Below are 12,884 nucleotides of genomic sequence, written 5' to 3' on the forward strand. Positions count from 1 at the left end.
GGTTAAATCTGGTGCGGCACTTGGGCAGGTCTATTCAGGTAGTGGAGGGGCTTTGGGGATTACTAATGGACGGCCGGTCTCGGGATCTTCGATGATCCGGGCGGCCACCCCGAAGACCTCCTGGACCAGCTCTGGGGTGCCGATCTGCTCAGGGGCCCCCTGGGCGATGATCTCGCCATCCCGCATAGCCACCAGGTGAGTGGCGTAGCGCAGGGCCTGGTTGAGGTCGTGCAGCACCGCCACCAGGGTCCGGCCCTGGGCCTGCAGCTGGGTGCACAGCTGAAGGACCTCGATCTGATGGGCGATGTCCAGGTAGGTGGTGGGCTCGTCCAGCAGCAGGATGGGGGTCTGCTGGGCCAGTGCCATGGCGATCCAGACCCGCTGGCGCTGGCCGCCGGAGAGCTCGTCCACCGGCCGGGTGGCCAGTGCTGAGGTGCCGGTGACCTCCAGTGCCTCGCGGACCGCGGCCTCATCCTCGCGCCCCCAGCGTTTGAGCAGGCTCTGGTGCGGGTGCCTGCCGCGGGAGACCAGGTCAGCTGCGGTGATGCCTTCCGGCGCCACCGAGGACTGCGGCAGCAGCCCGATGGTACGGGCCAGCTGCTTGGTGGGTATTGAGGTGATGGCTGCACCGTCCAATAGGACCTCCCCGCTGGCAGGCTTGATCAGTCGGGCCAGGCTGCGCAGCAGGGTGGATTTTCCGCAGGCATTGGGCCCCATGATCACGGTGAAGGAGCCCTCCGGGATCTGCAGGTCCAGCTCACGCAGCACAGTACGTGCGTCATACCCGGCAGTCAGCCCGGCCGCAGCCAGCCGATGGCTCTCTGCCTGTGTGCTGGGCATCGGTGTCTCGGGGAGTTTAATGGTTTCAGCGCTCATCAGCGGTTTCCTCTCTTGCTACGGCCCATGACCACCAACAGCCACACCAGGTATGCCCCGCCCAGCACCAGAGTCACCACACCTACCGGTAGGCTCACCGGCATCGTCTCGGCCCGGGCGATCGCATCGGAGGCAGTAAGCAGCAAGGCACCCATCGCAGCGGCAGGCAACAGCTGAACCGACGACGCCGCGGTCAGCCTCAGTGCCAGCTGGGGTGCCACCAGAGCGATGAACGCGATGGGGCCAGCAGCTGCAGTGACTACCGCCACCAACAGGATCCCGCCGGTGAACTGGATGAGGCGAACCCGCTCCAGCCGAATGCCGAGGCCGGAGGCGGCGTCGTCGCCCATCTCCATCAGCCGCATCTGGCGGGCGTGGGCCAGCATCACCGGCAGGGCGACTGCTGTGACCGCCAGCAGGGGGTAGACGTGGTTCCAGGTGATGTCGTTGACCGAACCGGCACCCCAGGTGGCCACAGACATGGCGGTCTCCAGGCTGAGTACGGTCAGCAGGTAGGTGTTGAACGAGCTCAGGAAGATGCTGACCCCGATGCCGACGATGATGATCCGCAGCCCCGAGACTCCTCGTTTCCAAGCCAGCAGGTAGACCGCGGCGCCGGTGGCCAGGCCGCCCAGGATGGCAGCGATCGGGGTGGCCCAGAGCCCGGTGAACCCAACGGCTGCCATCAGCAGCGCACCGGTGTAGGCGCCGGTGGAGAAGCCGATGATGTCCGGACTGCCCAGCGGGTTGCGGGTCTGGGACTGGAACACCGCACCGGCCAGGGCCAGCGCTGCGCCGCCGAGCAGGGTGAACAGCACCCGTGGGGCGCGCCATTCGAGCACCACGCGGGTAGTGCCCTCATCGGCACTGCCCAAGAAAGCCTGGATCACCTCGGTAATGCCGAGCATGGCGGAGCCGCTGACCATGTTCCACCCGGCCACCGCGAGCGCAGCGGCGGTGATCAGTAGCGTAACCGCCATGGTGCGGGTGTGCAGCAATGCGCTGAAGCTCGAAGTCCGCACAGGGCGAGTGCCAGGCCCGAACAGCGGCGGGCCCGTGGGTGACTGATCGGCTGCGAGGGACTCTTCTGCACTGCGGCGCTCGGCGGTGAGGGTCACAGACTCTTCACCGCCTTGGCACGGGTCAGCCAGATCAGCACCGGGGCGCCCAGGAACGCAGTGACCACCCCGGCGGGGAGCTCGGAGGCGACGACCGTGCGGGCCAAGATATCTGCCCCCAGTACCAGGATCGGCGCAGCGAGCAGGCTCAGCGGGACCAACCAGCGGTGATCTGGGCCTACCAGCATGCGCAGTGCATGCGGGACCATGAGCCCGATGAAGCTCAGCGGCCCGGCTGCGGCAGTGGCTGCTCCACACAGCAGAGTCACCGCAGCCAGCCCGGTGATCCTGGTCAGGCCGGGGCGGGCACCGAGGGCCGTGGCGGCGTCGTCGCCTAAGGAAAGCGCGTTGAGGGCGCGGGGCAGTATCAAGGCGATGGTGGCACCGATCAGGATGAAGGGCAGAACCGTGATGAGTTCGTCGAATCCGCGGCCCTGCAGGGAGCCTGCTGACCAGAAGCGAACCCGGTCGAAGACATGCGGCATGGCCAGGGTGACGGCGAAGCTGATGCCGGTGAGCAGGGCAGCCACAGCCACTCCGGTGAGCACCAGTTTGGCGGGGCTGGCGCCCATCGGACCGCTAGTGCCAATGATGTAGACGGTGACACCCACCACCAGTGCCCCAACCATGGCCAGCCAGACGTGTGCGGTGCCGATGGTGGCGCCCATGGTGGCTGAGCCGAGGACCACCGCGGTATAGGCCCCGGCGTTGACCCCCAGCAGTCCGGGGTCGGCCAGTGGGTTGCGGGTCATCGCCTGCATGAGCACACCGGCCGCCCCGAGCGCAGCGCCGACTACCACCGCCAGCAGCGTGCGCGGGACCCGGCGCTCCAGGATCAGCAGAGCAGTAGTTTCCCGAGCCTCGGCCGGGAGGTCGCCTGTAGCCCAGTGCGTCAGGATCTGGATCACGCGGTGGGCGGGGATCTCACCTGAGCCGACGAAGAGGCTGGTGGCACACAGTGCGGCCAGTGCGACGAGTCCGCTGAGAATCACCAGGGTGCGTCGGCGCCCGGACTGCGGTGCCCGCTGAGTGGGCTGCAGCTCATGCTGGGCGATCTGGACGGACACTGCTGCTCCCTGAGGGCTGCGCCGATGGCGGCTTGACTGAGCGGGAACGCGATTAGAAAACAACCACGTACCGGAATAATGATAACCAGACTAAGGTAGACCTATATGACTCGGTGTGCAAGTGACGGAAGTAGAGCGGGTACTACAGCACATTGTGAGTGAAACGGCCGCCCAACAGGGTCGCTGCCACCGGCATAGTACGCAGCTGCTCGAGGTCGCAGGTCAGCGGGTCGTGCTCCACCAGGATGAGGTCCGCCGGGTCGCCGGACTGCACCGTGAACTTTCCGCGGGTGCTGGCCTCCAAGGCGGTGCGCACGCTCACGGCCTGCTCCGGGTGCCAGGGCTCGCGGTCGCCCCGGCTGCGTGTGACGGCTGCGGCAACCTGCACCCAGGGATCCAGTGGAGAGACCGGGGCGTCGGAGCCGAAGCGCAGCTCTGCCCCCGCTTCCTGCAGTGAATGGAAGGCGAAAGCTCGTTCGGTGCGGCCGGCCCAGAGCTGCTCGGCGATATCCCGGTCGTCCATGGCATGCTCGGGCTGCACGCTGGCGCTGAGCCCAAGTGCGGCGAAGCGGGGGATGTCTTGAGGCCGGAGCAGCTGAGCATGTTCCACCGAGCCGCTCATGCCGAGGGCTGCGAAGGTATCCAGCACTGCGGTATTAGCCCGATCACCGATGGCGTGGATGGCTGCGCCGATGCCAGCTTCGTGGGCGGTGCGCATCAGGGGCGCCAGCTCTTCGGGTGGCACCGTGGCCACTCCGCAGGCATGTGGGTGCTCCGGCGCAAATCCTGGGTAGGGGTCCCAACACCAGGCGGTGCGGGTATTCAGCGACCCGTCCACAATCACCTTCAGCGGACCCATGACCACCAGCCCCAGGGAGCCCAGCGGGTCGCCGGTCTTTAATCCCCGGCTGATGGCGGCCTCCAACCGGTCGGGCCAGACAGAGGCTTCCACGCGCAGGCTGTCCACCCCGGCTGCCACTCGGGCCGGCCACAGGCTCAGGCTGTCCTGGTTCTCGAAGTCGACGATGCCCACCACTCCGCAGGCTGCTGCGCGCTGGGCGGCAGCCTTCAGATCGGCGGTAGTCAGGTCGGCAGCGGAGTCTAGGTTCTCCAGCACGGCGAAGGCTTCGGCCTCCCGGAGTAGACCTGAGGCATCAGTATGCGCCCCCAGCTGCTGCTGTGCTGCGGTGTTGAGCCAGACGCAGTGCAGATCGGCGCTGACCAGCACCGTGGGCACCTGCCCGCTGGCGGCATCCAGCTCCTCCAGCCGGGGCGGGTCAGGCCAAAGTCCGTCGCGGAAGCCGAAGCCGACCAACCGCTGGCCATCCTCCACCCCAGGGACTGCCTCAGCCACCAGTCCCAGCGTCTCGGCTGCTGATTGGGCCCCAGAGACATCCAGCCGTTTGCGCTGGATGGTCCACTGAGTGAAGTGCACGTGATGGTCCCACATGCCTGGCAGCAGAGTGGCGCCTCCAGCGTCGTAGGTTTCAACCCCACTTGGGGAACTCTCACCGGCTAGCAGCACAGAACGCACCACGCCGTCAGTCACCGTCACATTGACAAGCGCTTCAACACCGGGCATCCGGATGTTCAGGAGAGTGAGATCAGCATCTGGCACATGGATACCCTATGCCCTCGCGCGGCGTCAGGCCCGAGCGTTAAGTACGAAATCCAGCCTCAAGTCGTTGAGGGTTCCGTCGGAAGTGATCAGCGTCAACCCTTCGGCTCGCGCCTGTCCCAGCAACATACGGTCGAATGGATCATGGTGCACCAAGGAGGTGTCAGCTCGCATAGCATCAGCGTGCTCAGCCGAGAGCACCAGCTCAGTCATACCGGCTTCGGTGAACACTCCGGGAAACTTTTCACTTCCAGGAAGTTCCAATTTGCCCAGCATGTTCTTGATGACGATCTCCAGCACTGAGACCGAAGAGTAGTAGACGGTTTCCGCCCCGGAAATCTCATCCCGGGCAATCGGACCGAGGCGCGGGCTGTCCCAGTGCACCCACAGCAGTGCATTGGTATCTAGCACGATCACTGGTCCGACCCTTGGTAAAAGAGTTCATTGATGTCCTGGTCGGTGCCGTCGAAGATCTCTGGGTCGCATTCAGCCTCGTGCTTACCCAGGCCAAAGGTCACCCGCACCGGTTTATGCGCCACCAGGTCGACCACCGGCTCACCGGCTCGGGCAATCACCACTCGCTCCCCTGCCAGCGCCTTCTCGACCAGCTGGGAGAGCTGCGACTTCGCCTGGTGCATGTTGACCTTGGTAACCCCCATACAACTAGATTAGCTAACCGGGCTAACCTGGTCAATGTCTCATCGCTGACCTGCCCACCAGGTGACACCAGGTCGCGGTGACGAAGTTCAAGTCCAACGGCATAGCCCACAGTGACCTGACTGATAGGGAGCGGCTGAGCAGTACGGATCTGCTTGGGTGACGATCAGTGGTGCCCTGGGTCCCACCGAAAGTAAAGAGGGCAGCTGTCGCAGCAGCCCCGGCTAGCGCTTCAGCTCCTCAGCGAGGTCGTGGAATGCCTTACTCGGGTTACCAAACCTATGCAGGGTCATGGAGACGGCCTGCTCCTTGACCCAGTGACGCAGCTCGACCCGACCCGAGGCGGTCACTGGGTCATCCAGCAGGGCGACCTCGGGTCGGTCTGCCACAGCCGCCCAGACCTCGTCTTCGAGCTCGCCGAGCACCCGCACCCGGATTCCTACACCAGCGTCATACTCGCCGGCGGCCAGTTTGGCGGCGAATTCGGCGTCGTCCTCCTTCACCGGCTTCACACTGCGCCGCTTGGCCAGTGCTTTCAGCGTCTTCACCGCCCGGTCGTCGGCCTCAGGGTGGTAGGAGATCACCGGGTTGACCCCGGCGGCAGCCGCAGCCAGCAGCACCCGGGCCACCTCCTTGCTGCGCGCACCGGGCCCCAGGCGCAACAGCACATCAGTCGGGCGGTAGCGGAAGATATTGGCCTCCGATGCCAGCCCGGTGGGATCCTTGGCGACTCCGAATTCCTGGGCCCACCAGTGGGCGTCGTCGGCGGCTGCGATCTGGATGGCCTCCAGCGCCTCCGGCCCGGCCAGTGATTTGACCTCCACCGTGTGCAGCAGGTCCTGCACTGTCTTATTCGCCACCTCGGGCTCGGCAGCTGCAGCGGGATCAGTGGCCGGGGCCCAGGTGCCGAAGAGCATCACGTAGTTGGGGCCGCCGGCCTTGGAGCCCAGGCCCACAGAGGAAGCCTTCCAGCCGCCGAAAGGCTGGCGCTGCACGATGGCACCGGTGATCCCGCGGTTGACATAGGCATTGCCCACCTGGACCTGCTCCAGCCACTGGGCCACCTCTTCGGCCTCCAGGGAGTGGATACCGCCGGTGAGGCCGAACTCGGTCTGGTTCTGGTACTCGATGGCGGCCTGAAGGTCCTTGGCCTCCATCAGTCCCAGCACCGGCCCGAAGACCTCGGTCAGATGGAAGAAGCTGCCGGGCTTGACCCCGGTCTTGACACCCGGGCTCCACAGCCTGCCGGTATCGTCAAGCTGTTTGGGCTGAAGCAGCCACTCCTCGCCGGGCTCCAGGGTGGTCAGGGCTCGCTTGAGCTTCTCGGAGGGCTGCTCGGTGAGCGGACCCACGGTGGCTGAGAGGTTCTGCGGCCAGTCGACAATCAACGACGACGCCGCATCCACCAGTTGGCGCCGGAAACGCGGTGAGGAGTAGACGCTGCCCACCAGGATGCCCAGGGAGGCCGCCGAGCACTTCTGCCCGGCATGGCCGAAGGCCGAGTTGACCAGGTCGGAGACCGCCAGGTCACGGTCCGCGGCCGGGGTGATGATCATGGCATCTTTTCCGGAGGTCTCCGCATTGATGGTCAGCTCCGGCTTCCAGGAGCGGAACATGGCTGCGGTCTCCGAGGCCCCGGTGAGGATGATCCGGTCCACTCCGGGGTGGGAGATGAGTTTGCGGCCGGTTTCTCGCTCATCGGGGTAGATCCCGTGCAGCACCTCCCGGGGCACTCCGGCATCCCAGAGGCACTCCAAGATGGCCATGGAGCAGTGCGGAGTGGGGTTGGCGGGTTTGTGGATCACCGCTGCCCCGGCAGCCAGCGCGGCCGCAGTGCCGCCGGTGGGGATGGCTATCGGGAAGTTCCATGGCGGGGTGACCATCACCAGCTGGTCAGGGATGAACTCGGCGTGCTGGACCTTCTCCAGGTCAAGCGCCGAATGCGCGTAGTAGCGCAGGAAGTCGATGGCCTCGGAGATCTCCGGATCGGACTGGGCCACTGCTTTGCCCACCTCGGCGGCGGCCACGGAGACCAAGAGCCCACGCCGTGCTGCCATGATATCGGCGGCCCGGTAGAGGACCGCGGCACGCTCAGCGGCCGGGCGCCCGCCCCATTCCACCGCGGCCTGGCGCATGGACTCCACTAAGGGATCCACATCCTCGGCGGCCAGTTGCTCCGGCAGCGGCTGCTCAGCCAGCCATTCGGGGGTGGCCCGGGCGATGATCTGCTCAGTCCAACGCTGGTTACCCTCCAGGGCCGGGTTGGTGTCCGGCTCGTTGCCGAACTCCGGGATGCCTGCACTGTAGTCGCCGACCTCAGCGACTTCATCGGCCAGCCGGTCCTGGCTGTGGTTGGGTGCAGGGGCGGCTCCAGCGGCGTCGTCAGGGAATTTTTCGACCAGCTCAGCCAGGGTCTGCACCGAGGCGCGGAAGCGGGACTCCTCACGGGCGAAGATCTCCGATCCGGGGGCCAGGTCAAAGATCCCGGACATGAAGTTCTCTGCCGCGGCGTTCTCCTCCAACCTGCGCACCAGGTAGGAGACCGCCACGTCGAACTCCTCGGGCCGCACCGCGGGCACATAGAGCAGCAGCTGACCCACGTCCTCACGGATGGTCTGCTGCTGTTCAGCGGCCATGCCCTGGAGCATCTCGAACTCCAGGCGATCGGTGACCCCGCGTGCGGCACCCAGCAGGTGGGCGAAGGCGAGGTCGAAGAGGTTCTGCCCGGCCACGCCCAGCCGGATTCCACGCATCCGCTCAGCGGTCAACAGCCAGTGCAGCACCAGCTTGTAGTTGGCGTCAGCGGCCTGCTTGGACTCGCAGGTGACCACCGGCCAGTCGTGGATATCGGCGTGCACCCGCTCCATGGCCAGATTGGCGCCCTTGACCAGGCGGATCTTGATACCCGCTCCCCCGGCATCGACCCGCTGGTTGGCGAAGGCAGCAAGCTCCTGGACGGAGGCCAGTGCATCGGGCAGATAAGCCTGGATGACGATCCCGGCCTCATAGTTTGTGGTCTCCGGTAGGGAGAGCAGCCGCTTGAACACTGCGATGGTCAGCCGAAGGTCGCGGTATTCCTCCATATCCAAGTTGATGAACTTGGACCCGGCCGGTGCTTTGGCGGCCTCCTGGTAGAGCGGGGTGAGCCGGTCGACCACGTAGTCCACGGTGGCTTCAAAGCCCCACATGGAGATTTGCGAAGCGATCGAGGAGACCTTGATGGACACGTAGTCCACGTCCTCACGGCGCAGCAGCCGGTAGGTGTCGGCCAGGTGCTTATCGGCCTCGCCCTCGCCGAGCACCGCCTCGCCGAGCAGGTTGATGTTCAGCCGGTTGCCCTGCTTCTTGATCTCCTTGACGGCTTTGCCGAACTGCTTGTCCCGGGCATCGACCACCATATGGCCCACCATGGAGCGCATTCGTTTGCGCGCAGCGGGCACCACCACTCCGGGCACCATTCTGCCCACCGCAGAGCCGGTACGGATCTGGGCCAGTTCCAGGGCCTCGAGGGTGTCGGGGGCCAGCTCGCCGAGTTCGCTGAGCGCTTTGGCTGCGGCCTTGGTGTCCTCGGTGCGGATCACCCGGTCCACGAATCCCACGGTGAAGTCCAAGCCGGTGGGGTGGGCGAGCACTGCGGAGAGGGTCTTGGCGGATTTATGCGGTTTGATCCCGGAGGCCTCAGTCTTCTTCAGCCACTGGGCCACCCGGTCCACGGCGGCATCGGTGAGTTCGCTCAGGTTATCGGGGGCGGTCTGGGAAGTGCTGGTGGCTGGATCGCTCATCGGTGAGTCCTCTCCTGGTCCGACGGCCCACGGGGCACAGGCCTGCTTTTATCCAGGGTACGGAGTGGAGGCAAGCTTTTCGTCAGAATCGAATAGAATCTTCTGAATACTTCGGATTATCGGTATGGTCGGATCATGCTGAATCTGCACCGCCTGCACCTGCTGCACGAGTTTCGGCTGCGCGGGACGGTCTCCGGAGTGGCGGAGTCCTTGGGCTACAGCGCCTCCACCGTCTCCCAGCAGTTGGCCCAGTTAGAGCACGACGCCGCCATCTCCCTTTTTCAACGCAGCGGACGGACCCTGCGGCTGACCACGGCGGGGCTGCGGCTGGCCGAGCATGCCAAGACGATGCTGGATATGCAGGATGAGGCGCTGCGCAGCCTCACCTCCGCGGAGCCGGAGCTGGGTGGGCTGCTGCGGCTCTCGGTCTTCCAGTCAGTGGCCCTGGCCCTGGTGCCTGCTGCACTGAGCGAGCTGAAGGCCCAGCACCCGGAACTGCGCGTGGAGGTGGTCCAGGCCCCGCCTGAGCAGGCGCTGTTCGACTTAGCCGGGCGCCGCCATGATCTGGTGGTGGCTGAGCAGTACCCCGGGATCAGCCGGCCACGGCAGGCGGAGTTCGAGGTGGAGCTGCTGGGCACCGACCGTCTGTGGCTGGTAGCCCCGGCTGCGGTGGCGAATATTGACCCCGAAGACTTCGACGCCTATCCGTGGGTGATGGAACCGGCCGGCACCGCCTCCCGGGAATGGTGCCTGCAGCAGTGCCGGGCACTGGGCTTTGAGCCCGATATCCGTTTCACCACCGATGATCTGAGCTCCCATCTGCGGCTGATCAGTGCCGGACTGGCTGTGGGCATCCTGCCCGAGCTGTTCCTGACCGGACAACAGGTCGGCGGCGTCGCTCCGCTCACGCCTCTCAGTCGCCTCGGCAGATCCGGAGCAGACTCCGATCTTCCCTCGGCTCGATCCGGCGTCGTGCTCAAACCCCTACCGCAGGAGCCGGTGCGCACTATCTTTACCACCGCACGGCGGTCCTCCACCGAATCCCCGGCGGTGACGGCCTGCCGCGCTGCGCTGCGTCAAGCTTTCGCCTCGGTGCTGTCCTGAGCACCCGGACTCAGTCCCGTACTTGGGCGGCGGGGCCGCTGCCGCCGTTCCAGCGGAACAGGGCCAGGTGCCATAGGCCGGGGCGTTTACGGCTGGGGTCGATCAGCCCGTGGGCACCGAGTGCCTCGAGCCGGTGCCGTACTCCCCAACTGGGCGGCCGCCCGCCCTCTGCCGCGATCTGTTTCCAGGGTGCCACGGCGTCATCGAGCCTGATGTCGGCCGCCTGTCGGGCAGCACTGTCCCGCAGGTCAAAGATCTGCTCTGCCAGAACCTCCACCTCGATGATCTCCAAATCTGGCGTACGGCTGTCCCGGTGGGCGATCATCGCCGCCTCCACGCCCTCCGGGGATGAGCTCAGATACAGCCCAGGGCTGCCGGCAGGCGAATACCGGCCTGCGCTGCGCGATCCAGCGAGTGCGGCATCACGGTGCTGCGGATCGATCGCCCGGTAGAACACACCGGAGACAGCGCAGAACAGCTCACCCTGCTTCTGAATCCGCGGCTGTTGACTGCTCACAGCACCGTTCACCTGATCAGGCCGGCCATTCGGCGGGCGACGTCTACCAGGGAGACCCGGTCGAGACTGTCGATTTCAGACTGGGTGAACCAGGCGACATCGTCGGTGGAGCCGTCTGTCTCCACAGTCAGCTCTCCGCCGGTGATGTGAGCAAGGTAGATGGTCCGCAGGTTCTGCAATGGGACGCCTTCTCGGCCGGATGCGGGAGCACGCCGCTCACCGGGGATCACCAGGTTGTCGATGCCCAGCAGCTCATCGATCTGCACGTGGTAGCCAGACTCCTCAAAAACCTCACGCACCACCGCGTCGGCCGGGTCTTCCCCGGGGTCGATCCCACCGCCCGGAAGTGTCCATCCGGCACCGAACTCCTTGAGGTGCCAGTGCGGCAGGAGCATCCGCCCGGCGTCGTCGGTGATGACCGCATAGGCGGCGATGCGAATATCCATGACTGGCACGTTATCAACTCAGCAGCACAGCAGCGGTTGCACTGACTGCAGGAGGCGGCCAAGGATCTGGGCGGCCTTCGGGTAGCGACCCGCGGACCGCTACCCAGGTACTCACGCACTGTCCCGCTGGCAGCGGAGTCCGCTAAGTGGAAAAACTGATGGTGATAGTGCCGTTGCTGCGGCGGGGAAGTAGGTTTTGACCGTGACGACGTTTGTGCCGCTGATTCTGTTCTTCCTGGCTGGAGCCGGGACCCCGGGGCCGAACAACACGATTGCGATGGCATCCGGGGCCAATTACGGGTTCCGGCGCACCATTCCGTGCATCGCGGGGGTCAATGTGGGGTTCCCGGTCATGCTGATCTCGGTCGGCATGGGTCTGGGCGGAGCGCTCACCCAGTGGCCGTGGATTCTGGACGTACTGCGTCCGATCGGCGTGCTCTATCTGCTGTGGCTAGCCTGGCACATCGCCACCGCGCCCACCAATGTCGAGGCACGCGGACAGGGCAAGCCACCGGGATTCGTGCAGATGGCGCTGTTCCAATTCGTCAACCCCAAGGCGTGGACGCTGGTGGTGGCGGCGGTGTCCACCTACACCGGGTTCATGGGCTCGTTCTTTGTCGAGGTGCTGGTCATCGCCGGTTTCGCCCTGGTGTTCAGCACACCGTGCACCGCAGTATGGGCGCTACTTGGGGTCGGTGCGGGCAAGGTGATCTCCAAACCGGCGCACATGCGGGCGTTCAATACGATCATGGCCGGGCTTCTGGTGGTATCACTGATTCCGGCGGGGGTCGAGATCTGGGAGTCGGTACAGTCCCTGCTCACATGATTAAGCCGACCTGATCATCCAGACCATTTTTGGCAAGGGCAGTGGAGACGCATAGATGCTCCTTCACCATCAGGCTCCCCAGCGGTGGCGCAGGTGCGCACCCAGCTCCCCCGTTACCTTGACACATGCTCAGCCGAATGCCTGGGGTCAAGACCGCCTGTGTACGGGATGGGAGAAGTTTGCCACTATGGAGATATGAAGATCACTCATCTGGGACATGCTTGCGTGCTGGTGGAGGCTGCCGGTGCTCGGATTCTCATCGACCCTGGTGCATTCTCCGACCTGTGGCACGGGGTCAGGAATCTCGACGCCGTGCTGATCACCCACCAGCATGCCGATCATGTGGATCCCGACGATGCCCCGGGGCTGCTGGAGAAGAACCCGCAGGCAAAGGTCTTCACTGCCGACGACGTGGACCAGACTGTTCTGCTGCCCGGGGCAGAGCCAGTTATCCCTGGCCAGACGATGTCAGTCGAAGGCGTCCGGATCGAGGCAGTCGGCGGGAATCATGCAATCATCCACCAGGATATCCCCCGCATTCACAACATCGGATACCTGCTGCGCGCCGAGGGCGAACCGACCTTCTTCCACCCCGGCGATGCCCTCGACGCCGCCCCAGAGGGAGTGGAGGTGCTGGCCCTGCCGCTGATGGGCCCGTGGGCTGCGATGAAGGAGCATGTCGAGTTCGTCCGTGCGCTAAACGCCCCCAAGTGCAGCATTCCCATCCATGACGAGCTGCTCTCAGACCGCGGCCGCGAACTGCTCTCCCGGCAGATCAGCAACCTCACCGGCACTGAGATCATCAGCCTGCGCGGCGGTGCCTGCCGGGACTTCTGAACTAAGCGGTGGGCCATGCGGCCCAGCTCACTGCGC

12 protein-coding genes are annotated in these 12,884 nt (G+C 65.4%); 3 read left to right on the plus strand and 9 right to left on the minus strand.

What is annotated here, in order from left to right:
- Positions 1-30: 30 nt before the first annotated feature.
- From F0311_RS03040 to F0311_RS03070, 7 genes are all read right to left on the minus strand, one after another.
- Positions 31-876 carry an ABC transporter ATP-binding protein gene (locus F0311_RS03040; protein WP_150460490.1) on the minus strand — a complete coding sequence of 282 codons (846 nt, stop codon included), beginning with the start codon at positions 874-876 and terminating at the stop codon, positions 31-33.
- A complete protein-coding gene (locus tag F0311_RS03045) occupies positions 876-1,994 on the minus strand; it encodes a FecCD family ABC transporter permease (RefSeq protein ID WP_223881100.1) in 1,119 nt (372 codons plus the stop codon). Before F0311_RS03045 ends, F0311_RS03040 begins: the two co-directional genes overlap by 1 nt.
- The gene (locus F0311_RS03050; protein ID WP_223881101.1) at positions 1,991-3,061 is read right to left on the minus strand and encodes a FecCD family ABC transporter permease; all 1,071 of its coding nucleotides are present in this window, start codon (positions 3,059-3,061) and stop codon (positions 1,991-1,993) included. The genes F0311_RS03045 and F0311_RS03050 overlap by 4 nt, the downstream gene beginning before the upstream one ends.
- Positions 3,062-3,203: 142 nt before the next feature.
- Positions 3,204-4,679, minus strand: coding sequence for an amidohydrolase (locus tag F0311_RS03055; RefSeq protein WP_223881102.1), 1,476 nt, complete (start codon positions 4,677-4,679; stop codon positions 3,204-3,206).
- A gap of 27 nt (positions 4,680-4,706) precedes the next feature.
- A complete protein-coding gene (locus tag F0311_RS03060; protein WP_150460491.1) occupies positions 4,707-5,096 on the minus strand; it encodes a type II toxin-antitoxin system VapC family toxin in 390 nt (129 codons plus the stop codon).
- Positions 5,093-5,338: a type II toxin-antitoxin system Phd/YefM family antitoxin gene (locus F0311_RS03065; RefSeq protein ID WP_150460492.1), complete on the minus strand. Its 246-nt coding sequence runs from the start codon at positions 5,336-5,338 to the stop codon at positions 5,093-5,095. The genes F0311_RS03060 and F0311_RS03065 overlap by 4 nt, the downstream gene beginning before the upstream one ends.
- A gap of 222 nt (positions 5,339-5,560) precedes the next feature.
- A complete protein-coding gene (locus F0311_RS03070; RefSeq protein WP_150460493.1) occupies positions 5,561-9,118 on the minus strand; it encodes a bifunctional proline dehydrogenase/L-glutamate gamma-semialdehyde dehydrogenase in 3,558 nt (1,185 codons plus the stop codon).
- Positions 9,119-9,253: 135 nt separating this feature from the next.
- Here F0311_RS03070 and F0311_RS03075 point away from each other — a divergent pair, with 135 nt between their 5' ends.
- On the plus strand, positions 9,254-10,222 hold the full coding sequence (locus F0311_RS03075) for a LysR family transcriptional regulator (RefSeq protein WP_150460494.1): 969 nt from the start codon (positions 9,254-9,256) through the stop codon (positions 10,220-10,222).
- Positions 10,223-10,232: 10 nt separating this feature from the next.
- On the opposite strand, the gene F0311_RS03080 is transcribed toward F0311_RS03075, so the two are convergent.
- Both F0311_RS03080 and F0311_RS03085 read right to left on the minus strand, forming a co-directional pair.
- On the minus strand, positions 10,233-10,739 hold the full coding sequence (locus F0311_RS03080) for an RES family NAD+ phosphorylase (protein ID WP_223881103.1): 507 nt from the start codon (positions 10,737-10,739) through the stop codon (positions 10,233-10,235).
- Positions 10,740-10,747: 8 nt separating this feature from the next.
- Entirely contained in the window at positions 10,748-11,185 is a 438-nt protein-coding gene (locus F0311_RS03085) for an NUDIX hydrolase (protein WP_150460495.1), read from the minus strand.
- 202 nt (positions 11,186-11,387) lie between these two features.
- On the opposite strand from F0311_RS03085, the gene F0311_RS03090 reads away from it, so the two are divergent.
- Both F0311_RS03090 and F0311_RS03095 read left to right on the plus strand, forming a co-directional pair.
- Positions 11,388-12,011 carry a LysE family translocator gene (locus tag F0311_RS03090; RefSeq protein ID WP_150460496.1) on the plus strand — a complete coding sequence of 208 codons (624 nt, stop codon included), beginning with the start codon at positions 11,388-11,390 and terminating at the stop codon, positions 12,009-12,011.
- A 195-nt stretch (positions 12,012-12,206) separates the two neighbouring features.
- Positions 12,207-12,848: an MBL fold metallo-hydrolase gene (locus F0311_RS03095; protein ID WP_150460497.1), complete on the plus strand. Its 642-nt coding sequence runs from the start codon at positions 12,207-12,209 to the stop codon at positions 12,846-12,848.
- Positions 12,849-12,884 lie beyond the last annotated feature (36 nt).

The organism is Nesterenkonia ebinurensis (assembly GCF_008711175.1).
Classification (GTDB): Bacteria; Actinomycetota; Actinomycetes; order Actinomycetales; family Micrococcaceae; genus Nesterenkonia; species Nesterenkonia ebinurensis.